At 70.9% G+C, this 22,845-nt stretch carries 19 protein-coding genes; 9 read left to right on the forward strand and 10 right to left on the reverse strand.

Annotated features, from left to right (window positions below; all coding sequences use genetic code 11):
* Nucleotides 1-44: 44 nt before the first annotated feature.
* Nucleotides 45-470: an ATP-binding protein gene (locus tag MDN94_RS18355; protein ID WP_482726823.1), complete on the reverse strand. Its 426-nt coding sequence runs from the start codon at nucleotides 468-470 to the stop codon at nucleotides 45-47.
* A 229-nt stretch (nucleotides 471-699) separates the two neighbouring features.
* Between MDN94_RS18355 and MDN94_RS18360 the strand changes: the two genes are divergently transcribed.
* Together MDN94_RS18360 and MDN94_RS18365 are read left to right on the forward strand one after the other, a co-directional pair.
* Entirely contained in the window at nucleotides 700-1,527 is an 828-nt protein-coding gene (locus tag MDN94_RS18360; protein ID WP_482726824.1) for an enoyl-CoA hydratase family protein, read from the forward strand.
* Nucleotide 1,528: 1 nt separating this feature from the next.
* Complete coding sequence (locus MDN94_RS18365) at nucleotides 1,529-3,910, forward strand: bifunctional salicylyl-CoA 5-hydroxylase/oxidoreductase (RefSeq protein ID WP_482726825.1); 2,382 nt, start codon at nucleotides 1,529-1,531, stop codon at nucleotides 3,908-3,910.
* Here MDN94_RS18365 and MDN94_RS18370 read toward each other — a convergent pair.
* The 3 genes from MDN94_RS18370 to MDN94_RS18380 all read right to left on the reverse strand — a co-directional run bounded on the left by MDN94_RS18370 (nucleotide 3,897) and on the right by MDN94_RS18380 (nucleotide 6,808).
* Complete coding sequence (locus MDN94_RS18370) at nucleotides 3,897-4,304, reverse strand: hypothetical protein (RefSeq protein ID WP_482727106.1); 408 nt, start codon at nucleotides 4,302-4,304, stop codon at nucleotides 3,897-3,899. The two genes, MDN94_RS18365 and MDN94_RS18370, sit on opposite strands and share 14 nt — an antisense overlap.
* A gap of 64 nt (nucleotides 4,305-4,368) precedes the next feature.
* A complete protein-coding gene (locus MDN94_RS18375) occupies nucleotides 4,369-5,187 on the reverse strand; it encodes a PaaX family transcriptional regulator (RefSeq protein WP_482726826.1) in 819 nt (272 codons plus the stop codon).
* Between the two features lie 4 nt (nucleotides 5,188-5,191).
* Nucleotides 5,192-6,808, reverse strand: a complete 1,617-nt coding sequence (locus MDN94_RS18380) for an AMP-binding protein (RefSeq protein ID WP_482726827.1) — start codon at nucleotides 6,806-6,808, stop codon at nucleotides 5,192-5,194.
* A gap of 152 nt (nucleotides 6,809-6,960) precedes the next feature.
* Here MDN94_RS18380 and MDN94_RS18385 point away from each other — a divergent pair, with 152 nt between their 5' ends.
* From MDN94_RS18385 to MDN94_RS18400, 4 genes are all read left to right on the forward strand, one after another.
* A complete protein-coding gene (locus MDN94_RS18385; protein WP_482726828.1) occupies nucleotides 6,961-8,085 on the forward strand; it encodes an acyl-CoA dehydrogenase family protein in 1,125 nt (374 codons plus the stop codon).
* Nucleotides 8,082-8,480 carry a RidA family protein gene (locus MDN94_RS18390; RefSeq protein ID WP_441264853.1) on the forward strand — a complete coding sequence of 133 codons (399 nt, stop codon included), beginning with the start codon at nucleotides 8,082-8,084 and terminating at the stop codon, nucleotides 8,478-8,480. The genes MDN94_RS18385 and MDN94_RS18390 overlap by 4 nt, the downstream gene beginning before the upstream one ends.
* Before the next feature lie 188 nt (nucleotides 8,481-8,668).
* The gene (locus tag MDN94_RS18395) at nucleotides 8,669-10,153 is read left to right on the forward strand and encodes an MFS transporter (RefSeq protein WP_482726829.1); all 1,485 of its coding nucleotides are present in this window, start codon (nucleotides 8,669-8,671) and stop codon (nucleotides 10,151-10,153) included.
* Nucleotides 10,154-10,278: 125 nt separating this feature from the next.
* Nucleotides 10,279-10,725, forward strand: coding sequence for an SPW repeat protein (locus MDN94_RS18400; protein WP_482726830.1), 447 nt, complete (start codon nucleotides 10,279-10,281; stop codon nucleotides 10,723-10,725).
* A gap of 90 nt (nucleotides 10,726-10,815) precedes the next feature.
* Here MDN94_RS18400 and MDN94_RS18405 read toward each other — a convergent pair whose 3' ends face one another.
* Both MDN94_RS18405 and MDN94_RS18410 read right to left on the reverse strand, forming a co-directional pair.
* Complete coding sequence (locus MDN94_RS18405; protein ID WP_482726831.1) at nucleotides 10,816-11,523, reverse strand: alpha/beta fold hydrolase; 708 nt, start codon at nucleotides 11,521-11,523, stop codon at nucleotides 10,816-10,818.
* A gap of 65 nt (nucleotides 11,524-11,588) precedes the next feature.
* Nucleotides 11,589-12,425: an alpha/beta fold hydrolase gene (locus tag MDN94_RS18410; RefSeq protein WP_482726832.1), complete on the reverse strand. Its 837-nt coding sequence runs from the start codon at nucleotides 12,423-12,425 to the stop codon at nucleotides 11,589-11,591.
* A 342-nt stretch (nucleotides 12,426-12,767) separates the two neighbouring features.
* Here MDN94_RS18410 and MDN94_RS18415 point away from each other — a divergent pair, with 342 nt between their 5' ends.
* A complete protein-coding gene (locus tag MDN94_RS18415) occupies nucleotides 12,768-13,628 on the forward strand; it encodes a hypothetical protein (RefSeq protein WP_482726833.1) in 861 nt (286 codons plus the stop codon).
* A gap of 137 nt (nucleotides 13,629-13,765) precedes the next feature.
* Here MDN94_RS18415 and MDN94_RS18420 read toward each other — a convergent pair whose 3' ends face one another.
* On the reverse strand, nucleotides 13,766-18,199 hold the full coding sequence (locus MDN94_RS18420) for a cation-translocating P-type ATPase (protein ID WP_482726834.1): 4,434 nt from the start codon (nucleotides 18,197-18,199) through the stop codon (nucleotides 13,766-13,768).
* A 560-nt stretch (nucleotides 18,200-18,759) separates the two neighbouring features.
* Between MDN94_RS18420 and MDN94_RS18425 the strand changes: the two genes are divergently transcribed.
* On the forward strand, nucleotides 18,760-19,173 hold the full coding sequence (locus MDN94_RS18425; RefSeq protein WP_482727107.1) for a CBS domain-containing protein: 414 nt from the start codon (nucleotides 18,760-18,762) through the stop codon (nucleotides 19,171-19,173).
* A 162-nt stretch (nucleotides 19,174-19,335) separates the two neighbouring features.
* On the opposite strand, the gene MDN94_RS18430 is transcribed toward MDN94_RS18425, so the two are convergent.
* On the reverse strand, nucleotides 19,336-20,610 hold the full coding sequence (locus MDN94_RS18430; protein WP_482726835.1) for a tyrosine-type recombinase/integrase: 1,275 nt from the start codon (nucleotides 20,608-20,610) through the stop codon (nucleotides 19,336-19,338).
* 480 nt (nucleotides 20,611-21,090) lie between these two features.
* Between MDN94_RS18430 and MDN94_RS18435 the strand changes: the two genes are divergently transcribed.
* Nucleotides 21,091-21,261, forward strand: coding sequence for a helix-turn-helix transcriptional regulator (locus tag MDN94_RS18435; protein WP_346174884.1), 171 nt, complete (start codon nucleotides 21,091-21,093; stop codon nucleotides 21,259-21,261).
* 161 nt (nucleotides 21,262-21,422) lie between these two features.
* Here MDN94_RS18435 and MDN94_RS18440 read toward each other — a convergent pair whose 3' ends face one another.
* Both MDN94_RS18440 and MDN94_RS18445 read right to left on the reverse strand, forming a co-directional pair.
* Complete coding sequence (locus tag MDN94_RS18440) at nucleotides 21,423-22,223, reverse strand: hypothetical protein (protein WP_482726836.1); 801 nt, start codon at nucleotides 22,221-22,223, stop codon at nucleotides 21,423-21,425.
* A 155-nt stretch (nucleotides 22,224-22,378) separates the two neighbouring features.
* On the reverse strand, nucleotides 22,379-22,642 hold the full coding sequence (locus MDN94_RS18445; RefSeq protein ID WP_482726837.1) for a hypothetical protein: 264 nt from the start codon (nucleotides 22,640-22,642) through the stop codon (nucleotides 22,379-22,381).
* Nucleotides 22,643-22,845 lie beyond the last annotated feature (203 nt).

Genomic DNA, 22,845 nt, shown 5'->3' on the forward strand with positions numbered 1-22,845 from the left:
CGATGCCGCTCGTTGACGCCTGGCGCCGCGGCGCGGGGACCGGATCAGGCCGGTCCGGGGAGGGTGAACCAGACCGCCTTGCCGCGTGCAGTGGGCCGATGACCGCACGCGGTGCTCAGCGTCCGGATCAGGAGCAGCCCCCGTCCGTGCTCCTGCCAGGGGTCGGGCCGCGGCATCGGGACGGACGGTGACAGCCCGTGGGGCGGCGTCGGGTCGTGGTCATGGACCTCGACCTGGCAGCCCGTCGGCAGCAGTTCCACCACGAGCTCTATGGGTGATCCGCCGGGGGTGTGCTCCACGGCGTTCGCGACCAGTTCGGCCGTGAGCAGCTCGGCGGTGTCGCGGTCCGGGGGCGCCGGGTGGTCGCCGCCGGCCAGCGCCGCGCGCACCAGCGCGCGGGCGATGGGCACGGCCGCCGTGGTGTGCGGCAGCGGGACACGCCATGAGGCGGAGTCGGTGGCTGGGGACAAGGCGGCTTTCCGTTCGGTGGCGGTTGCTGATCACGACCCTACGAAGTCCAGGACGCCGGAACGGGGGCGAGTACCCGGCCTGGCCGGCACCTGTGCCACAACCGGTACGGGACTTTCGCGGAGTCGCAACACTCGTATTGCGGACTCATGACGGAAGTCACGAATGAGTGATAGCTTCGAGGCCAGAGGCAGCGCAGCAGACCGCCCGTGCCGAGGGAGGCCCCACTCCATGAGCCCCTTTACCGGTTCCGTGCCACGTACGCAGGAGTGGCGTCATCTGCGGCTGACGAGGAAGGACGGCGTCGCGACCGTCACCCTCGCCCGCCCGGAGAAACTCAACGCCCTCACCTTCGGCGCCTACGCCGACCTGCGCGACCTGCTCGCCGAGCTGTCACGGGAGCGCTCGGTGCGTGCCCTCGTGCTCGGCGGTGAAGGACGCGGCTTCTGCTCCGGCGGGGACGTCGACGAGATCATCGGCGCGACCCTGTCCATGGACACCGCCCAGCTCCTCGACTTCAACCGGATGACGGGCCAGGTCGTCCGGGCGGTGCGGGAGTGCCCCTTCCCCGTGATCGCCGCGGTGCACGGCGTGGCGGCAGGCGCGGGCGCGGTGCTGGCCCTGGCCGCGGACTTCCGGGTCGCGGACCCGTCCGCGCGCTTCGCCTTCCTCTTCACCAAGGTGGGGCTCTCCGGCGGTGACATGGGCGCGGCCTATCTGCTGCCCCGTGTCGTCGGCCTCGGCCATGCGACCCGTCTGCTCATGCTTGGCGAGCCGGTCCGCGCGCCGGAGGCGGAACGCATCGGCCTGATCAGCGAACTGACCGACGAAGGGCAGGCGGACGCCCGGGCCGCCGAACTCGCCCACCACCTCGCGGGCGGCCCGGCCCTGGCGTACGCCCAGACGAAGGCGCTGCTGACGGCGGAGCTCGACATGCCGCTCGCGGCGTCGGTCGAGCTGGACGCGGCGACGCAGGCGCTGCTGATGAACGGCGACGACTACGCCGAGTTCCACGCGGCCTTCACCGAGAAGCGGCCGCCCAAGTGGCAGGGCCGCTGACATGGTCTCCCTGACGCCGCCCCCGGCCGGGCCCGCGGGTACACACCACGCGGCCGGCCATGACCGGCCCGCGGCCCCGGACACCGCAGTCCGGCCGGAGCGGAAGGCCCGGCCTCTGCGGATCGCCGTCATCGGTGGCGGGCCCGGCGGGCTGTACGCGGCCGTGCTGCTCAAGCGGCTCGACCCCGCCCGCGAGATCACCGTCTGGGAACGCAACGCACCCGACGACACGTTCGGCTTCGGCGTCGTGCTGTCCGACGAGACCCTGGGCGGGATCGAGCACGCCGACCCCACCGTCCACGGCTGCCTCCGGCGCGAGTTCGTGCGCTGGGACGACATCGACATCGGCCACCGCGGACAGACCCTGACCTCCGGCGGACACGGCTTCGCCGCCCTCGGCCGGCGCAGGCTCCTGGAGATCCTCCACGAACGCTGCGCCTCCCTCGGCGTACGCCTGCGCTTCCGCACCCCCGCACCGCCCGCCGCCGAACTCGCCGCGGGCCACGACCTCGTCATCGCCGCCGACGGTGTCCACAGCGCCACCCGCGAGGCGCACGCCGACGTCTTCGCGCCGCACGTCACCACCCACCGCTGCCGCTACATCTGGCTCGCCGCCGACTTCGCGTTCGACTCGTTCCGTTTCGAGATCGCCGAGACCGAGCACGGCGTGATGCAACTGCACGGCTACCCCTTCTCGGCCGACGCCTCCACCGTCATCGTCGAGATGCGCGAGGAGGTCTGGCGTGCCGCCGGCTTCGACACCTGCGACGAGCAGCAGTCGACCGAGCGCTGCGCCAAGGTCTTCGCCGAGGTCCTCGGCGGCCGGCCACTGCGCGGCAACTCCTCCGCCTGGACCGCCTTCCGCACCGTCGTCAACGAGCGCTGGTCGCACGGCAACATCGTGCTGCTCGGCGACGCCGCGCACACCGCCCACTTCTCCATCGGCTCCGGCACCAAGCTCGCCGTCGAGGACGCCCTCGCCCTCGCGGCCTGCGTCGAGGAGCAGCCCGACCTCGCCACGGCCCTCGCCGCCTACGAGAGCGAACGCCGCCCGGTCGTCGAGTCCACCCAGCGCGCCGCCGCCGCCAGCATGCGCTGGTTCGAGGAGCTGGCCGTCCACACCGACCAGCCGCCGCGCCGGTTCGCCTTCAACCTCCTCACCCGCAGCCGCCGCGTCACCCACGAGAACCTGCGGCTGCGGGACCCCGCCTTCACCGGCGCGGTCGAGCGGGACTTCGGCTGCCTGCCGGGCACGCCGCCGATGTTCACCCCGTTCCGGCTGCGCGGGCTGACCCTGCGCAACCGTGTCGTCGTCTCACCGATGGACATGTACGTCGGCCGGGACGGCATGCCCGGCGACTTCCACCTCGTCCACCTCGGCGCCCGCGCCCTCGGCGGGGCGGGCCTGGTCATGACCGAGATGGTGTGCGTCAGCCCCGAGGGCCGGATCACCCCCGGCTGCACCGGCCTCTACACGGCGGAGCAGGCGGCCGCCTGGCGCCGCGTCACCGACTTCGTCCACCACCATGCGCCCGGCACCGCGATCGGCGTCCAGCTCGGCCACTCCGGCCGCAAGGGCTCCACCCGGGTCATGTGGGAAGGCATCGACCAGCCGCTCGACACCGGCAACTGGCCGGTGTCCGCCGCCTCCCCGCTCCCGTACCGGCCAGGGGTCAACCAGGTCCCGCACGCCCTCGACCGCACGGGACTCGACGGGATCCGGCAGCAGTTCGCCGAGGCTGCCCGGCGCGCCGCCGGCAGCGGCTTCGACCTCCTGGAACTCCACTGCGCCCACGGCTATCTGCTCTCGGGTTTCCTCTCGCCGCTGACCAACCGGCGTCACGACGCGTACGGGGGTTCCCTCGAGAACCGGCTCCGCTTCCCGCTCGAGGTGTTCGACGCCGTGCGCGAGCAGTGGCCCAAGGACCGGCCCATGACGGTCCGGATCTCGGCCACCGACTGGGCCGACGGCGGGACCACCGCCGAGGACGCCGTCGCCGTCGCCCGCGCCTTCGCCGCCCACGGCGCCGACGCCATCGACGTCTCCACCGGCCAGGTCGTCGCCGACGAACGCCCCGAGTACGGCCGCTCCTACCAGACCCCCTACGCCGACCGGATCCGCAACGAGGCCCACATCCCGGTGATCGCCGTCGGCGCGATCTCCTCCTGGGACGACGTCAACTCGATCCTGCTGGCCGGCCGCGCCGACCTCTGCGCCCTCGCCAGACCGCACCTCTACGACCCGAACTGGACGCTCCACGCGGCGGCCGACCAGAACTACACCGGTGAAGGGGCGCCGTGGCCGCTGCCGTACCGGGCGGGCAGCCGCAAGCCGCCCACCGGCCGCACCGACGCACCGAAGCCGAGGCTCACGCTCGGCTGAGGCACTCGTGGCACCGGCACGGATCGGGATGCGGGCCGCCGTGGTACGAGGCGCGCTGCTCGACGGCGATCCGCCCGAGCCGCTCCGCGCACGCGACGGCTTCTTCCTCGTTCCGCACCGGCCACCAGGTGACCCGGGCGTACCTTCGCAGCACGGCCGGCGTGCACACCAGCGCGGCGCGAAAGCCGTGCAGATGGCGGGTGGCGGTGTCGATGGTGATCCAGCGGCCGGTGCGCCGGCCGCGCCCTATGGTGGTCAGCTGCTCGTGCCCCGTGCCGGGGTACGCGGACGCGACGAACACCTTGGCTCCGCCACGGTAGGCCTTGGTGCCGGGCCGCAGCTCCTGCCCGAAGTCCCCGTACCGCCGCCACAGCACGACGTTCGCGGCCACCATCCACACGGGCCCGAGCTGGTCGCCCAGCTCATGCGGCTCCCCGGTCACCGCCGGGGCTCCTCCGTCACGGCCGTGACGCCCCGGTCACGAACGGCGCCCCCGCGTCCCGCAGCCGCGCGTGGAGCCGTCCGAAGACCTCGGCGGACCGCCCGCCCGGCCAGCCCTGGGGCAGCAGCTCGGCCGGCAGGCCGGGGTCGGCGTAGGGCAGCCGCCGCCACGAGTCCAGCGCCGGCAGATAGTCCCGGTAGGCGTCCTGCGCGGGCGTCTCCTCGCGGGCGTCCCACGCACGCAGCACGGGCTCGTGCCGGTCGAGGAAGTCCTCGTGCTGCTTGGCGATCGCCGCCAGGTCCCACCAGCGGGAGACCGCCTCCGCCGTCGCCGCGAAACCGAGGTGCTCACCGCGGAACAGGTCGACGTACGTGTCGAGCCGCAGCCGCCGCAGCGTGTGCCGGGTCTCCTCGCAGAGCCGGGCGGGGGCGATCCACACCCCGGGCGCGGCGGCGCCGAAGCCGAGTCTGACCAGCCGCGAGCGCAGCAGGTGGCGCTTGTGCCGCTCGGCCTCGGGCACGGAGAACACGGCGATGACCCAACCGTCGGACAGTTCGGCGGAGGAGGGCGCGTAGATGCGCCGGTCCCCGTCGTCGAGCAGCTGCCGGGCGTCCGCGGACAGCGCGTAGCCGGCCGCGCCCTCCGGGGTGCGCTCGGGCACGAGCAGCCCGCGCCGCTTGAGCCGGGAGACCGAGGAGCGCACGGACGGGGCGTCGACGCCCAGGACGCCCAGGAGCCGGATCAGTTCGGCCACGGCGAGGGGACCCGGCCGTTCGCGTCCGTACGCGCCGTACAGGGTGACGATCAGGGATCTGGGGGTGTGCTGCTCGGCCACGCGATCACTCTAGAGCTCGCAGCCGGTAGCGCTGCAGCTTGCCGGTCGGTGTACGCGGCAGAGCGTCGAGGAAGACGATCTCCCGCGGGCACTTGAACGGCGTCAGCCGCCCCTTGACGAAGTCCCGCAGGGCATCGGCCGTCGCCCCACCGTTCGCGGCGCCGTCCCGCAGCACCACGTAGGCGACGGCGATCTGGCCCCTCAGCTCGTCGGGCCGCCCGACGACCGCTGCCTCCGCGACGTCGGGATGGTGCAGCAGCGCGTCCTCCACCTCGGGTCCGGCGATGTTGTACCCGGCCGAGATGATCATGTCGTCGGCGCGGGCGACGTAGCGGAACCAGCCGTCGGCTTCCCGGACGTAGGTGTCACCGGTGAGGTTCCAGCCGCCCCGTACGTACTGGGTCTGCCGCGGGTCGGAAAGATAGCGGCAGCCCACCGGGCCGCGTACGGCCAGCAGTCCCGGCTCGCCGTCCGGCACCGGCAGGCCCTCGCCGTCGACCACACGCGCCTGCCACCCGGGGACCGGGACCCCGGTGGTGCCGGGCCTGATCGACCCGTCCGCGGCGGAGATGAAGATGTGCAGCAGCTCGGTCGCCCCGATGCCGTTGATGATCCGCAGCCCGGTCCGCTCCAGCCATGCCTGCCAGGTCGCGGCGGGCAGGTTCTCCCCGGCCGACACGCAGCGGCGCAGCGACCGCGTGTCATGGGAGTCGAGCTGGTCCAGCATCACACGGTAGGCGGTCGGCGCGGTGAACAGCACCGACACCCGGTGCTCCGCGATCGCGGGCAGCAGCTGCCCGGGGCCCGCCTGCTCCAGCAGCAGCGCCGACGCCCCGGCCCGCATGGGGAAGACGACGAGCCCGCCGAGCCCGAAGGTGAAGCCGAGCGGCGGGCTGCCGGCGAACACGTCGTCGGGCTCGGGCCGCAGCACATGGGCGGAGAACGTGTCGGCGATCGCCAGTACGTCCCGGTGGAAGTGCATGCACCCCTTGGGGCGGCCGGTGGTGCCCGACGTGAAGGCGATCAGCGCGACGTCGTCGGCCGCCGTCCGTACCGGCTCGTAGGGCTCCGGCCCGGCCGCGGCGGCCAGGCGCAGCAGATCGTCGGGGGCGTCGCCGCCGTAGGCGGTGATCCTCAGCCCCGGCACCTCCGCCTTGACCAGGTCGTCGACCGTCCGCACGTCGCACAGGGCGTGGCTCACCGAGGCGATCTCGCACACCGTGGCCAGTTCCCCGGCCCGGTGCTGCGCGAGGACGGTCACCGCCACGGCGCCCGTCTTCATCAGGGCGAGCCAGCACGCGGCGAGATGCGGCGTGGTCGGCCCGCGCAGCAGCACACGGTTGCCGGGGACGATCCCGAGCTCCGCGGTCAGGACGTGCGCGATCCGGTCCACCCGCTCGCGCAGCTGCCCGTACGACCAGACCTCTCCCGCGCCCGAACGGAAGACGGGACGGTCCGCGCCGAAGCGCTCGATCGTGCGGTCGAGCAGCTCCTCGCCGCAGTTGAGCCGCTGCGGGTACCGCAGCTCGGGCAGCTCGAAGAGAAGTTCCGGCCATTGGCCGGCGGGCGGCAGATGGTCGCGCGCGAAGGTGTCGAGGTGGGCCGAGGGTGTCAGCTCCATGGTTCGCCCCCTGTCGGGTCGGCGTCGCCAAACGAGCGTATCGTGACAGTGACGACAGTCAACAGTTCGCGATACCGTGCTTTTCGAGGGCGCCCGTGAGGGCCGTCCCGGCCGTCTGCGGACCGTCCAGGCCGTACTCAGTGGGAGCACGAATGTCCGTATTCTCGCTCGATCCGGTACAGACCGCCTGGTGCGCCCGGCTGCGCACCCTGACGGAGGAATGTCTCCGGCCCCTCGCGGAGAAGGGCGAACCGGGCCGTGTCAACCGCCCGTTGATCCTGGCGCTCGGTGAACTGGGGCTGCTGGAAAGGCTGTTCACGGCCGGTGCGCTCGAACTGTGCCTGTTGCGCGAGTCCCTGGCGTACGGCTGCACGGAGGCGGAGACCGCACTCGCCCTCCAGGGACTCGGCACCTCGCCGCTCGTCCAGGCGGGTACCGACGCGCAGCGCGACCGCTGGCTCCCCGAGGTGGTCGCGGGGCGGGCCGTCGCCGCCTTCGCGCTCAGTGAGCCGGAAGCGGGCTCCGACGCCGCCGCGCTCGCCCTGAAAGCGGTGCCCGACGGCCGCGGCTGGCGGCTGAGCGGCGAGAAGCGGTGGATCTCCAACGCCCCGGAGGCCGACTTCTACACCGTCTTCGCCCGTACCACCGAAGGCGCGGGAGCCCGCGGCGTCACCGCGTTCCTCGTCCCCGCCGACCGCCCCGGCCTCGCCGGCAGCGCGCTGGAGATGCTCTCCCCGCACCCCATCGGCGCGCTCACCTTCGACGACGTGCCGGTCACCGCCGACGACCTGCTCGGTGAGCCGGACCGCGGCTTCCGCGTCGCCATGAGCACCCTCAACCTCTTCCGCCCCAGCGTCGGCGCGTTCGCCGTCGGCATGGCACAGGCGGCCCTCGACGCGACCCTCGCCCACACCGCCGCCCGCCGTGCCTTCGGCGGCCCGCTGAGCGAACTCCAGTCCGTCGCCCACACCGTCGCCGAGATGGCCACCCGCACCGAGGCCGCGCGTTTGCTCGTCCACGCCGCCGCCTGCGCGTACGACGCCGGGGCCGCCGACGTGCCGAAACGGGCGGCGATGGCCAAGCTGCTCGCGACGGAGACGGCCCAGTTCGTCGTCGACTCCGCGGTCCAGTTGCACGGCGCCCGCGCCCTCCAGCGGGGCCATCTCCTCGAACATCTCTACCGCGAGGTCCGTGCCCCCCGGATCTACGAGGGCGCCTCCGAGGTGCAGCGCACCATCATCGCCAAGGAGCTCTACGCCGAGGAGGCCCGCGCATGACCCTGTCCCGCCACAACCCGGCCGAGCTCTCCCCGCCCACCGGCTTCTCCCACGCCGTCACCGCCTCCGGCAGCCGCCTGGTCTTCCTGGCCGGCCAGACCGCACTGGACACGGACGGCAAGGTCGTCGGCGACACCCTCCCCGCACAGTTCGAGACCGCCCTGTCCAACCTCCTCACCGCGCTCGCCGCAGCGGGCGGCACCCCGCACGACCTGGCCCGGGTCACCGTCTACGCGACCGACGTCGCCGACTACCGGGTCCACGCCCGTGAACTGGGCCGCGTCTGGCGGCGCCTGGCGGGCCGCGACTACCCGGCCATGGCCGTCGTCGGGGTCGTACGGCTGTGGGACGAGCAGTGCCTGGTCGAGGTGGACGGGGTGGCGGTCCTGCCCTGAGCGGGTCCTTGCTCACCCCTTGATCGACTGGTGGCGTTTCACCCGACAGGCTTAACGTCGAACAGTGGACGGCCTTGTCCGCACCCCGCGCCGAGGGGACCCCTCACGAGGCACGATGCGCCATGACGACTCCGCAGCCGACCTCCTCCGTCCGGACCGCCGCCCCCGATCGCGGTGGCGGAAACGGAATGGCACTGTTCGTCATCGCGTCCTGCCAGCTGATGGTGGTCCTCGACATCACCATCGTGAACATCGCGCTGCCGCACATCCAGAGCTCCCTGGACTTCTCCACCACGAGCCTGTCCTGGGTGGTCAACGCCTACACGCTGACGTTCGGCGGTCTGCTGCTCCTCGGTGGCCGGGTCGGTGACATCCTCGGCCGGCGGCGTGTGTTCATCTTCGGCGTGCTGCTCTTCGTGCTGGCGTCCCTGCTCGGCGGACTCGCCCAGAACTCCGGCCAACTGCTCGCCGCCCGGGCCCTCCAGGGGGTCGGCGGCGCGATCGCCTCGCCGACGTCGCTCGCGCTGATCACCACCACGTTCACCGAGGGCCCGGCCCGCAACCGGGCGTTCGGGGTGTTCGCGGCCGTGTCCGCGGGAGGCGGCGCCATCGGTCTGCTCGCCGGCGGCATGCTCGTCGAATGGCTCGACTGGCGCTGGGTACTGTTCGTCAACGTGCCGATCGGTCTGCTCATCGCGATCGCCACGCCCCGCTGGATCAAGGAGTCGGAACGTCACCCCGGCCACTTCGACTTCGCCGGTGCCCTGACCTCCACGCTCGGCATGGTGGCACTGGTCTACGGCTTCATCCGCGCCGCGCAGGAGGGCTGGAGCGACGGCTGGACACTGGCGTCGTTCGGCGCCGCCGTGGTGCTGCTCGGCGTTTTCCTCGCCGTCGAGAGGCGCTCGAAACAGCCGATCACGCCGCTGCACATGTTCGCCGACCGTAACAGGGCGGGCACGTACGGCATGATGCTGGCGCTCGCCGCCGCCATGTTCGGCATGTTCTTCTTCCTGACCCTGTTCGTCCAGAACGTGCTGGGCTTCGGGCCCCTGCGTGCCGGCCTGGCGTTCCTGCCGGTCAGCGTGGTCATCACCATCGGCGCGGGCCTGGCCTCGCAGCTGCTGCCGAAGTACGGTCCGAAGCCGTTCATGGTGACCGGCGCCGTCCTGGCCGCCGCGGGACTGGCGTGGCTGACGCTGACCGACATCCACTCCACCTACGCGGGGAGCATTCTCGGGCCGATGCTGGTCTTCAGCCTCGGGATGGGCATGCAGTTCGTCTCGCTGACGCTCATGGCGCTCTCCAACGTGCCGGTGCACGAGTCCGGCGCGGCGTCCGGTCTGCTGAACGCCACTCAGCAGGTGGGCGGTTCTCTGGGCCTGTCGATCCTGGTCACGGTCTTCGGCACGGCGAGCACCAACGAGGCGAAGGACCTGGTGCCGCAGTTCATGGCGGAGGCGACCCCGGCCGAGCGGCTCGCCTTCCAGCGCACCGGCGAACTCCCGCCGCCCTGGGCGGACCAGGTGCTGACCTCGGGCGTGTCCGCGGCGTTCATCATGGCGGCGATCTTCGCGGTGCTGGCGGCCCTGATCGCACTGCTGGCCATCCAGGTCCGCCCGTCCGACCTCGAACGACTCAAGGGCGGGGTCACGCCGGGCGCGGGCGCCTGAGCCCCGGGTGCTTCGGGCGGAATACCGCCTGTACCGGGAGAAATTCCCCATTGACCCATGGACGTTATAGGCGTTCCATGGATATAAAGGACACATAAGGCTGCTGGTAGGAGGCGGCGTCCACCATGACCACCCACGCAGACATAGAGCAACACCCGGACCTGGCCGAGATGCGCTCCCGCTTCGAGCGGGCGACCAGCACTCCACGCGCCCAGGCCGTGGAGACATTGGGCCTTGTCACCGGTATCTACCTGGCGGCATCCCCATGGATCGTCGGCTTCAGCGGACTGACCAACCTGGCCGTGTCCAACCTGATCACCGGTATCGCCTTTGCCCTGTGCATGGGCGGCTTCAGCTCCGCCTACGAGCGCACCCACGCCATGGCGTGGGCGGCATGCGCCATCGGCGTATGGACGATCGTCGCTCCCTGGGTCGTAGCCGGTGCGATGGACACGACCCGCAGTGTCGTCAGCAACGTCATCGTCGGTGCGGTCGCCCTGATCTGCGGCCTGGCCATGGCCGCTGCGGCCGGCGGACGGGGTGGCGGCGGTCGCAGGCGAGTCCCCGGCTGACAGCCACCGCTTCTGGTCCACGGCGAAGGGCTCCGGAAAGGAACCGGGGCCCTTCGCCCTGCCGCGGACCGCACGGCGCCCTACGCGGACTCAGGACCCGTCGGCCGCCCGCAGCAGGAGCTCCGCCAGCTCGTGCGGCCGGGAGAACATCGGCCAGTGACCCGTGTCCATCTCGACCAGCCGCCAGCGCTCGCCGGCCAGCAGAGCGGCCACCGTCGCGTTCGGCTCCGGGCCGTCGAGCAGGCACTTGACGTACGTCGCCGGAAGCTCGCCGAGCGGGCGTGCCAGCACCGCCGGGTCGGTCAACGAGGCTCCCGGGTGCGGCGTCGAGCCCGCCACGATGCGGCCGATCTGCTCGTCGGTGAGACCCTGCCCGGCGTCCGTGTAGTCGGCCGCGGTCAGGGGCGCCCAGAAGCCGTCGTTCTCCGCGAGTGCGGCCTCCATTGCCGCCCGGCCCTGCCACCAGCCGTCCGCGAAGGACGCGCCGTCGGTCGGAACCTCCGAGTCGACGAAGACGACCCGGGTCAACCGGTCGCCTATCCGCTCCGCGGCCTGCCCGACCGGGATGCCCGCGTAGCTGTGACCGACGAGGACGACGTCCCGCAGGTCGCGCCGCTCGACCTCACCGATGACGTCCTTGACGTGGGTCTGCCGGCCGGCCGGCTCACCCCGCCTCTCGCCGAGTCCCGACAGCGTCACGGCATGAGCGCCGTGCCCCGCCGCCCGCAGCCTCGGCACCACCTCCTCCCACGCCGAGGAACCAAGCCACGCGCCCGCCACGAGTACGAAATCCGTCATGGCGGCCAACCTAGTCCGCGGGTCCGACAGTCGGCTTTCCCGTACGGCATGGGCCCGTAGAGGGCTCAGCGGGCGAGGAATTCCAGGAGCGCCTGGTTGAACCGGTCCGCGTGCGTCACGTTCAGCCCGTGGGGCGCGCCCTCGATCAGGACCAGGCTGCTGTCGGCGAGGCTCTCATGCGTCCGCCTGCCGCTGACTTCGAACGGGACGATGGCATCCGAGTCGCCGTGGACGACCAGGGTCGGCACGTCCACCGCGGCGAGGTCGTCGCGGAAGTCGGTGCGCGCGAACGCCGCGATGCAGTCGAGCGTGCCCTTGGGGGACGCCAGAGTGGCGATACCGACGTTGTAGGCGTGCTGCGCGGCGCTGACGAGGTCGGTGCGCTCGCCGACCCGGAAGAAGTCGGTGACGAACCCGTCCACGAACGCCGGCCGGTCCTCGAGGACACCCACCTCGAAGCGGCTGATCGTGGCGTCGTCCAGGCCGCCGTCGGGATTCTTCGCGGACCGGTAGAGATACGGCGGCACGGCGGCCGCCAGCACGGCCTGCCTGACCCGCGCGGTCCCGTGGGCGCTGATGTAGCGGACCACCTCCCCGCCCCCCATGGAGAAGCCGACCAGCGTCACGTCGGTGAGGTCGAGATGGGCGAGCAGGGCGCCGAGGTCGTCGGCGAGGGTGTCGTATTCATAGCCGTCCCACGGCTGTGACGACTGCCCGAATCCGCGGCGGTCATAGGTGATGACGCGATATCCGGACTCCACCAGCGGCCCGATCTGTTTCTCCCAGGACCGGCCGCTCAGCGGCCAGCCGTGGACGAGCACGACCGGTCTTCCGTTTCCGTAGTCCTCGTAGTGGAGTTCGACGCCGGCGTCTTTCCCGGTGTTCAGTTCGATCCTCGGCATCGGAGCGACGTCCCTTCGCTGAACAGGCGTGTCTGGCTGCACATGAGATCCGCCGCACGACGGCGATGAGTGCGGACGTATTCCACGACATCATTCCGAAACGTCGGACAGGTGTCCGGCGAGCATGTCCGAACGGGTGAAGATCAAAGGGTGGATTTTCCGCCGTCATCGTTCCGCACGCCGGAATCCGAGCCGTTTTCAGCCGCTCCCGGGCGGGAGTTCCCCGAACAAACGGGCCGGAATACACGGACGCCCGGGCGCGCGCTCTATGACGCGGTCGGCAGGGGTGGCACCATGGCCGCACGCATAAGGCGCGGCCGTCACTCGTTTCCTGGGGGATCGATGAACACCAGGCTCCCGCTTCCGTTCCGTCTCCCCTTCCGGCTCGTCGCCGCGACGGCCCTGACCGTCCTGGCACTCGTCGGCTGCACCGGCTCCGGCGGGTCGGCCAGGGCGTCGGAATCACCGTCGTCCCGCCCCGCGACGTCCTCGCCGCCGCAGTCCGCTCCCGCGCCCGACCCGACGGCCACCACCGCGCCTGGCACGCCCTCGGCGACCGCGACCGCGTCCGCGCCGGGGCGCAGCTCGCAGCTGCCCGGGTTCTCCAACCTCCAGCCGCTGTGGCCCTTCACGACAGTCGACCAGGCCCGCGAGTGGGAGCGTGAGTTCCGTTCCGGCGGCCACCAGCCCTGGCACCTCGACCCGGAGCAGACCGCACTCTCCTTCACCCGGCACTACCTGGGCTTCGAGGAGGTCGACCGGGTCACCTCACGGTCCGTCGACGGCAGGGAGGCCCGGATCGGCGTCGGCCTGAGCGGTACGGAGAGCACGGGGACCGCGGCCGTCATCCACCTCGTGCGCTTCGGCACCGGACCCGACGCCCCCTGGGAGGTGGTGGGCACCGACGACACGACGTTCTCGATGACCGTGCCCGCCTACGGCTCCGTCGCCCGTTCCCCGATGACGGTCGGCGGCCGGATCACCGGCGTGGACGAGAGCGTCCGCGTGGACGTGCGCCAGCCGTCGTCGCGGGATCTGCTGGGCACCTCGTGCTGCATGTCGGCGGGCGGCAACAGCCAACCGTGGAGGTCGTCCGTCTCCTTCACCGGCGCCGTCGACCCGGTGCTGACGGTCGTCGCGTTCACAGGCGGCCACATCGCCGAGGTCGAACGCTTCACCGTCACGGCGGTCCGCACCCGCTGACCCGTCAAGCCCCGGTGCCCTACGGCGCCGGACATGCCGACGGCGGGAGCGGGGCGGCCCTGACCGCGTCGGAGGCATGAGGGCCCCGACCGTGACACGGCATGTTCTGCGAGTACCCGCATCACCGGGCCCGAGGATCAACCGCTGTCGCCCTGGGCGAGACGTGAGGTGATCCACGGCGCGAGGAAGTGGCCGAGGAGAGTGGCGCCGGTGACGGCGCCGGCGGTGATGCCCCAGGCGACGGGCCCGAGCGGGGTGCAGCCGAAGAACCGGCTCACGCCGGGGACCTGGATGATGGCGACGAGGACGGCCGCGGAGCCGAGCCCGGCCACCAGCACGTTACGGTCGGTGCCGCCGGTGGTGAGGGTCTGAGCGAGCTGGGTGCCGACGACGGCGGCGAGGGCCACGGTGGCCGCGCGCCGCCCGCGGCCCGTGAGGCGGGCCGCCGTCCACGCGAGGCCCGCGCCGAGGGCCGTGACGATGCCGCGGGCCAGCATCTCGTGGGTGAGGGCGGTGCCCAGTGAGCGGTGGGGGCCCTCGGCGAGGAGACGCTCGCCGGACTGGCCGGAGGGCTCACGCACCGCGATGGCGAGGGACGGGGCGAGGTCGGTGAGCAGGTTCACCAGCATGATCTGACGTGCGTTCAGCGGCGTGGCGCCGGTGATCGCGGAGGTGAGGACGCTGAAGGTGACCTCGCCGAGGTTCCCGCCGATGAGGATGGCGAGCGCCGCACGGACGGAGGTCCACATGGCGCGGCCCTCCATGAGCGCGGAGACGATCGTCTCCAGCCGGTCGTCGGTCACGACGAGGTCCGCGGCCGCGGTCGCCGCCGGGGTGCCGCGGCGCCCGAGCGCGATGCCGACGTCGGCGAGGCGGATGGCAGGAGCGTCGTTGGCCCCGTCGCCGGTCATGGCCACGACTCTGCCGATGCGCTGGTAGGCCTGGACGATCCTCACCTTGTGACCGGGGCTGCAGCGCGCGATGACGTCGACGGTGGGCAGCAGCTCGTCCAAGGCGGCGTCGTCCAGTTCGTCGATCTCCGGGCCCGTGCAGACCTTCGGCTGCGTGACGTCGTCACTGATGGTGGAGGCGATGGCGTCCGCGGTGGCCGGGTGGTCGCCGGTGAGCATGACCGTGTGCACGCCGGCCTCGCGCAGCCGGGCCGTCGCGGGTGCCGCGCTGTCGCGCACCGGATCGGCGAGTGTGACGAAGCCGAGGAAGACCAGCTCCTGCACGGCTTCGTCCGTGAGCTCCTCGCCGGTCTCCATGCGGCGTTCCGCCACGGCCAGGACCCTTCTGCCCGCCGCGGCGAGGTCCTCGGCCGCTCCCGCGAGGGCGCTCCTGGCCGCGTCGTCGAGAGCCACGGCACCGTGCGGCCGGCGACGCCGGGTGCATCGGTCGACGACGTTCTCCGGCGCCCCCTTCACGCTGAGCAGGACACCGCCGCCGGCGTGGCCGACGGTGGCGTGGTACGCCCTGGCCGGCTCGAAGGGAAGGGTGTCCGTGCGCCGCCAACGGGGCGCGCCGGTGCGAGTGGTGACGTTCGCCCGGCGAGCGCCGTCCACGATGGCCCGGTCGGTCTGATGGGCCATCGGTTCGGCCTGACGGGCGGGCGGCGTGGCGCGCAGCGCCGCGGCGAGCACCTCCTTGTGGCGGCTGTCGAGCCGGTCGAGGGCGGCGGCCTCTTCTCCGTGACTGACGCCGGAGAGCTCCAGGGTTCCCTCGGTCAGGGTCCCGGTCTTGTCGAAGCAGAGGACGTCGGCCCGGCCCAGCGCCTCGATCGTGCGGGGATTGCGTACGAGGGCGCCCTTGTCGGCCAGGCGGCGGGCGGCGGCGAGCTGCGCGGCGTTGACGAGGAAGGGCAGACCTTCCGGGACGGAGGCGACGGCCAGGTTGACGGCGGAGGCGAGATTGTCGGTCAGGGGGCGGCCGTGGAGGAGGCCGGAGAGGGCGACGGCGGCGGCGGACCCAAGGGCGATGGGCATGCTGGCGCGGGTGAGCGAGGAGAGCCGGGCCTCCACGCCCGTTTCCGGTGCGGCCTGGCGGGCGGTGGCGAGACTGCGTCCCGCTTCCGTCGCCGAGCCGGTCGCCACGACGACGGCGACGGCTCGTCCGGCCGAGACGGTTGTGCCCTCGTAGAGCATCGAGCGGCGTCCGGTGATGTGCGCGGCGACCACCGGCGCGGGATCTTTGCTCACGGCCAGGGATTCCCCGGTGAGCGAGGACTCGTCGACCTCGAGGCCTTCCGCCTCCAGCAACCGGCAGTCCGCGGGCACCACGAAGTCGGGCCCCAGGGAGACGATGTCGCCTGGGACGAGATCCCCCGAGGCGACCAGACGCTCCCGCCCCTCGCGTCGCACACGCGCCTCGATGGCCGACCGGGCGAAGAGCTCGGCGAGCGCGTGATCCGTCCGCACGCGCTGGACGCCGCCTACCAGCGCGGAGACGCTGGTAATGGCGGCGACCAGAGCGGCGTCGGTCCGGGAGCCCACGGCCGCGGCAAGCGCGGCGCCGGCGGCGAGGATCGGGGTGAGCGGATTGGAAAGCTCTTCGACGAACGCGTACGGCAAGGTCAGCTTCGTCGGCTCTCCCGCGTGCGCCTCGGGGCTGCGAGCGGCCGCCTCCTGCACGGAGAGGCCCTCCGCGCGCGTTCCCAGCCGCTCCATGACGCGGTCCGCGGGCATGAGGTGCCAGGGGACGCGGGTCACCGGCGGCGTGAAGGGGCGGCTCAGCAACTGCCGGGCGCGCCAGATGCCGAGGCAGAAGGCCACGGCCCCGGCCGTGTTGCTCACGGCGAGTGCCCGCGAGGTCGCCCGCCAGGCCGGTCCCTGGAGGGCGGCGACGGCGCCGACCCCGCTCCCTCCGGCGGCCAGGTAGTGGCTGTCGCGGTCGACCACGGCGGCCACCCCTACCGCGTCGACGATCAAGCCCGCCGCCTCGAGGTCCGCCCCGACGAGAACATGGGCGCCCCATGGGGTGTGCTCGTCCTCGCGTTGCACACCGATGGCACAGTCGGCAGCGGCGAGCGCGCGGCGGTCACCGGAGATCAGCAGAACGACCGCGCCCTCGGCCTGGAGGTCACGGACCGAGGCCGCCAGGCTGTCGCCCGCCGCCACCACGGCGTCGGCGAACGTCGGGCCGGGGCTTTCCTGGTCGGAAGCGACCACGACCCGGGCCCCGGCCCGTCGCGCCGCCGCGGCGACGGCGTCGGCTCCGGGCGCCGACTCGGTGCCCAGTCCCGCCACCGCCTGGAGCCGACGGCCCTGAGCCAGCCCGAGGGTCTTCTCGCTGCCCCGCCGCCGCAGCCGATTCGCTGCCTTGCCACCGCTCCGCCCTTCGAGGTCCAGCTTGTCCAGCGGCCCCAGCACCCAGTCGCCCGCGCGACTGACGGCCAGCGGCGCATCGGAGTCGAAGAGCGCGAAGAGCCGCTCGGAGACCTGCTCGGGCTCAGCCCCCTCCAGCAACTCCAGGTCCACCGGCTCGTACCGGTCCCCCCGAAGAGCGTTTTCCTCCAGGACGATGGTGTCCACCTGGCCCAGGCGTCGCAGCGCGGTGCGGTCCATCGTCACCACCCCGCGCAGTGCCAGGTACCGGCCCAGAGCCGTGGCGAAGCCCTCACGTCCCGCGCCGGGCGCCTTCGGTACCGAGGCAAGACCGACCGCGATCGCCTTGCGGAGGCCGGCGAACGGCAAGGCGGCCGTACCGGCTGCGAGGCCCGCCGCCATCGACCGCTCGGCGTACCGGTCGGCGCCGTCCTGCGGGGGCGGGCCCGCCCGCCCGGCCGTGACCGCGTCGGCGGCGGCTTCTTCCGGCCCGCGGACCAGCAGGGCCTCGCGCTCGCGCCATGCCGTGCGTTCGGCGTCCGCCTCCCGCCACACCGCAAGACGCTGCAGCACGTCCAGGGCGAGCCCTCCACCACCCGTGGCGACACCCTGCACCAGCGCGCCGACCACCGGAAGCAGCGAATCGACCTGCTCAGTCGGGCCGATGCCCTCGACCAGGTGCCGAAGCCGGGGATGGTGGCGAACGGCATCGATGACGCCGGCGACCTCCGGCGGCAGGCCGAGCCACGGAGCGAGCCGCCGGAACGTCACCAGGGCCAGGCCCAGCGTGTCCGCCACCAGAGCCGGAACCGCCGGGGAAGGCGGACCCTCCGCGGGGTGGTGCGGCTCCGGCTGCCACTCGTCGAACGCCTCCTCGTCGGCGGCATGGTCGCCTTCGGCCTGCTCGACCAGCGCGACGAGCTCACTCTCGGGGGGAGCGGGCGACGCGACCGCGACGATCACCCGCTCCATGGGCGCGTTCACCCGCGCCCACAGCACCCCCGGATGCCCCTCCACGGCTCGCTGCACACGACGGGCGACGGCCTCGCCCCCCTCGCCGTGGACCCCGTAGACGGCGATGTAACAGCGCTCGGACGACCACCACACTTCACGGCCGGGCCCGGCCAGAAGTCCTTCCGCCATTGCCCAGGCGGCCCGGGCACCGGACGTCGCGCGAGAAGCGACGCCGGAGACGATCGAACGCAGGAACGGCGGCGTTCCGAGGGCCGAGGCATGCTCCGGCGGCATGAAGCGTGCCTCCTCGCATCAGAGCGGTCGGTGCGGATGAACCTTCAGAGGCAGTCTCATCGAAGCTCATGAAAGGGGCGATACGGGATAGACCTATTGATAAGGGTTCCAGAAGTCCTGATCGAACAGTCGAGGCGATACCAGTGACCTCCACACCCCGAACTCACTTCCCGTCCGGCACCGGAACCGCCGCCCCCGGCGAGCGCCTTGCCGGGCCCCCTTCCGGGGCCGCCCGACCCCCGTCGGCGGCGAAGCGGCCCCCGGTCTCCCTGACCATGCCCTCGCCCGGCCAGGTGGCAAGCGGCGCACTGAACGCCGCCATGCTCCCCGTCGCCGTGGCCCGCCAGGTCCTGCCCGCCAAGAAGGGCCTCCCGCTCTACCTCGGCCTGGGCGTCCTCGGGGCCGCGGACGTGCTGGAATGGCCCGTCGCCCTGGGGATCGGGGTCGGCTACGCCGTGCTGCGCCGGGGCGACGGCGACGGCGTTCTCGCCACCCCGCCGGCCACCATCGCAGGCGCACCCACCGCCGAGTCCGCCGGAAACAAGGAGGAGAAGTCCACGATGACGACCGCACGCGAGATCATGACCCCGGACGCCACCTGCATCGGCGCCGAGGAGACCGCCCTGGACGCGGCGAAGAAGATGACCGAACTCGGCATCGGAGCCCTGCCCATCTGCGGCACCGACGACAAGCTCAAAGGCATGCTCACCGACCGCGACATCGTCGTGAAGGTTCTTGGTGCCGGTGATGATCCCGCCCAGGTGAAGGCCGGCGACCTCGCCCAGGGAGAAGTGGTGACCATCGGGGCCGACGACGAAGCCGAAGAGATCCTGCGGACGATGAGCCGGCACAAGGTACGCCGGCTTCCGGTCATCGACGGCCACACGCTGGTCGGCATCGTCGCCCAGGCCGACGTCGCACGGGCCCTGCCCGACCCCAAGGTCGGTGACCTGCTCGAGGCCATCTCGACCTGACACGCATGACGACGCACCCCCCTTCCGCCGGGCGGAAGGGGGGTGCGCGGGACCTGTCCCTCAGATGTCGCGGAACTCATAGACAAAGCTTCTGACCTGTGCAAATGACCCCTCTCGAAGATCATCTTGCACGGTTGTTGCACAAGCCGAACGGAACAGGACTCACGCGGCCCCGGTGTAGGCGCTCCGGACCGCGATGCGGACCTTGGAACCGGCTCCCACGACCCGGTGCACGTATTTACGCAGGGTAAACGCGGGATCGGCGTGTCCGAGTCGGTCCGCGAGCGTGTACACGTCTACCCCGCCGTTGATCATCATCGACGCGTACAGGTGTCGGAGCGCGTGCATCATCACGTCGCGGGACTTCTCCCAGCGTCGTCCCTTCGCGTCGGGCTCAAGGGGCTTGATGAGGCCGGCCGACGCCAGGGCGGGCTTCCAGCGGTAGGAGTTGAACCAATTCGACTGAATGGCGGTCTTCTCCCGGGTGTAGAAGATCAGCCGCGCCGTGACCGGGGAGCCGCCTTTGCTGCCCCACGGTCGGGTCACCTCGACCGGCGGGTACTTCTCCATGTGCTCGCGCAGGGGGATGGCCACGTCGTCGGTCAGCTCGACCCACCGGTCCTTCGGGTCCTCGTCGTCTCCGCCCTTGGGGAGGGCGTATACGAGGAACGAGCCGTCGTGGACTACTTGCCGTTGCACGTGCACCATGGCGCCGTCTGGATGTGCCCAGTCGATATCTTCTGGTGACAGGCCGAATATCTCACCTTGCCGCAGACCCAGGCCGCGACCACAGTCAACAAGTGCTTTGTAGCGGTCGGGAAGTTCGGCGCGGATCTTCTCGGTGTCCTCCCACGTTAGGGTCAGATCTGCCCGGCCGCCACCTCCTCGCTTCGGCTTGGCGTCCTGCACCGACTTGGCGAGGCACGGATTTTTGTGTATCAGGCTGTCGTCCACGGCCAGGTCAAAGACAGCCCGAAGATTGTCGAAGACCAGGCGCAGCGTGGAACTTTCGAGCAGCCTGCGACGGTCGTGCAGCCAGTCCAGCAAAGATGAGGCGTTCACGTCCTTTACGCGCATCTTCCCAACTGCGGTAGGAACGACGTGCAGGAGAATCCGCTCCTTGTGGCGTCGGTAAGTCCGTGGATTCTTGTGTTCGTGCCCCTTGAGCCACGTAAGGGCGAGTTCGCTGACCCTGACCTCCCCGGCGCGAGGGTTGATGTACGAACCGTCGTCCACTCCGGACCGCATCTTGGTCTCATGCCTGCGGGCTTCGACCTCGGTGCGGAACAGCTCTGTCTGCTGTACATCTTCCCTGTTGCGCCATCGGGCCTGCCACCGCTTCCCCGTCCCGTGATCCCGCGTCGGAACTTTGCCGTGTTCCTTGCAGGTCGACTCCCCGTCTTTCGGGCGCGACTTGTGCCAGCGATCGTACGGCATCGACTCAACTCCTAGTTTCCAACGGCCCTTTGAGTCTATTTGTGGACTCTTTTCGATCAGGGTCATCGTCGACGGCGAGATTGTCTGCCCGTTCATCGCGCCCTGAGTGAATTGGATGTTGATCCAGGCGAGCTGAAGATGTCAAATGCATTCTTGGGGTCTTCGCGACAAAGGGCGCAGAGTGGTAGAGAAGATTTCACCTAGACGAATGCTCGCTGAGGGTTCGACGAGGGCTCGACGAACCCTCAGCGAAGATTCGCCTGTGTCCTTCGAGAGTTCGCAAGAGTCGTAGGTATTTCGCCGAAAGGCCCTCTGTTTGGTCCGGCCGGAATTCAATGCAAACGTTCGCCCACCACCACAGCGGAGTACCGCTCACGTGGTTCTTTCCTGCCCGCTTCGAACCGTTTTGGAGTGCCCATGCGTCGAACCACTGCCCCTGCGGAAGAAGCCGCCAGTGGCGCGGGGGACCGTTGTCCCTTGATGAGCGCGGAGGAGCTGGCCGACTTCCTGGGCGTACCTCTGAATACGGTCTACATATGGAATCACCGACACCAGGGGCCGCGAGCCCACAAGGTCGGCCGCTATTTGCGCTACCGCTGGCCGGAGGTAGAGGCATGGCTGGAAGCTCAAGCGGTGAATCGCGCGACCTGATCGGCCAAGATTGGCTAGTGCCCTTGTCCTTGGTCGGGCGACAGAACCCGGCGTACAGCCCGCCTCGCCCGACGCCACCAGCGGCTTTGCCTTACAGAGGGCCTCCGACGTAGGTCGGAGGCCCCTTCTAGTGACGCGCCATCCTGAAACGGTGCGGCCCCCTACGCCCGGTCGCGCCTGAGAGCCGTCTCGCCGAGCCCGAGGGCCATGCTGCCCATGAGCTGACGAGTGAAGTCCTCCAGGATCGAGGGGTTGGTAGCGAGAAACTTTATGACCTGCTCGGTTCGCTGCTCAGGCGAAAGCTCTTTCAGTTCCTGCTGCCATGCCAGGGTGGCAACACCGCCGTCCTCGACCTCGGCATTCACGATGAGGTTCCAGAGCGCCTGCTGGGCGTCCTCACGAGCGAGCCAAGTCATGAACATCTGCTGGAACTGCTCGCTCGTAACAGTGACCTTCGGGTCGCTGGGCGCGGTGGCCAGATCTTGGGAAGGCGCGTCAGCTTCTACCCCCGGGACGGCAACAGGAGGTGTCGTCGTGGCCCCGGCCCGCAAGGCCTTCTTCTGGGCTCTGCGGGCCTGCTGCTTCAGCACTAAGGCTTCGCCCTTGGCAACGAGGACCGGCACGGCCTGGGTATGCCACCAGTGGGCAACGCGAGGTTTTGCGATCTCTACGAGATCACCGATGATCTGGCCCGCGATGTCAGCCACGACCTGTTGGCCGGGGGTGAGCTGAGGACGCTGATCCGCCACGTACTCGGTGACGTAGACGATCTCGGGCTTGTCTGTTGAACCTGACTCCTTTTCGGCCTTCAGGCGGATCTCGACGTGCTCCGGCCCCTTGTCACTCGTCTTGGGAGTGAACCCACGCTTCCAGCCTTCGCTCTTCCGCGAGTCGGCGAGGTGCTCGCCCTTGGGGATACGAACAACTGCGTCGACCTCGTCGTACTCCTGGTCCTCGGCCATGCGTCCTCGTCAGTACTCGGGTCCTCCTCGGCGCTCAGTCGACGAGGAAGTCGCGGTAGTAGAACCTCACTCCTGACCGTAGCTGCAGCGTCCGACGATTTGGCAGGTTCGGCGAGCATCGCATCAGCCGCCACAGAGCCGCAGGTCCAAGGTTGTCACCAGTCCCCTTGCCGGATCCGCTCGTCGGACACGATCCCGTAGACGTACCGCCCTGAACGTTCGGGGCATCGTGGAATCTCCGACGGCCCCGCGATCGGCCATGCCTCCAGCGCTGACGTGATCTCGTGCCACTGCACGTTGCGCCGGCTCTCGACGATGACCAGGGTGTAGTGGTTGGTCCGGTAGGTGAAGGGTTTGCCGGTCTTCGTGTAGAAGACCTCGCCTTGGTGCTCCTCGATCCGAGGCCTCGCTGTCTCCATGTTGGGACCGACCGGCACCGGCTCGGGCGGAGGTGGCGGTGGCACTGGATGCCCTGCCCACCGGAGCCGTTCCTCCGGCGTTGGCTCCCGGCTACTTCGATGCCAGGATGCGCTCCCCGGCACGGTGGTCGAGGTGACTGCCAGCTCTGTTCCGTCCGGCAGCACCCCACGGCCAGGCTCTCGGTAGGGCTCCGCAATCATGA

The organism is Streptomyces sp. WAC00040 (assembly GCF_056835925.1).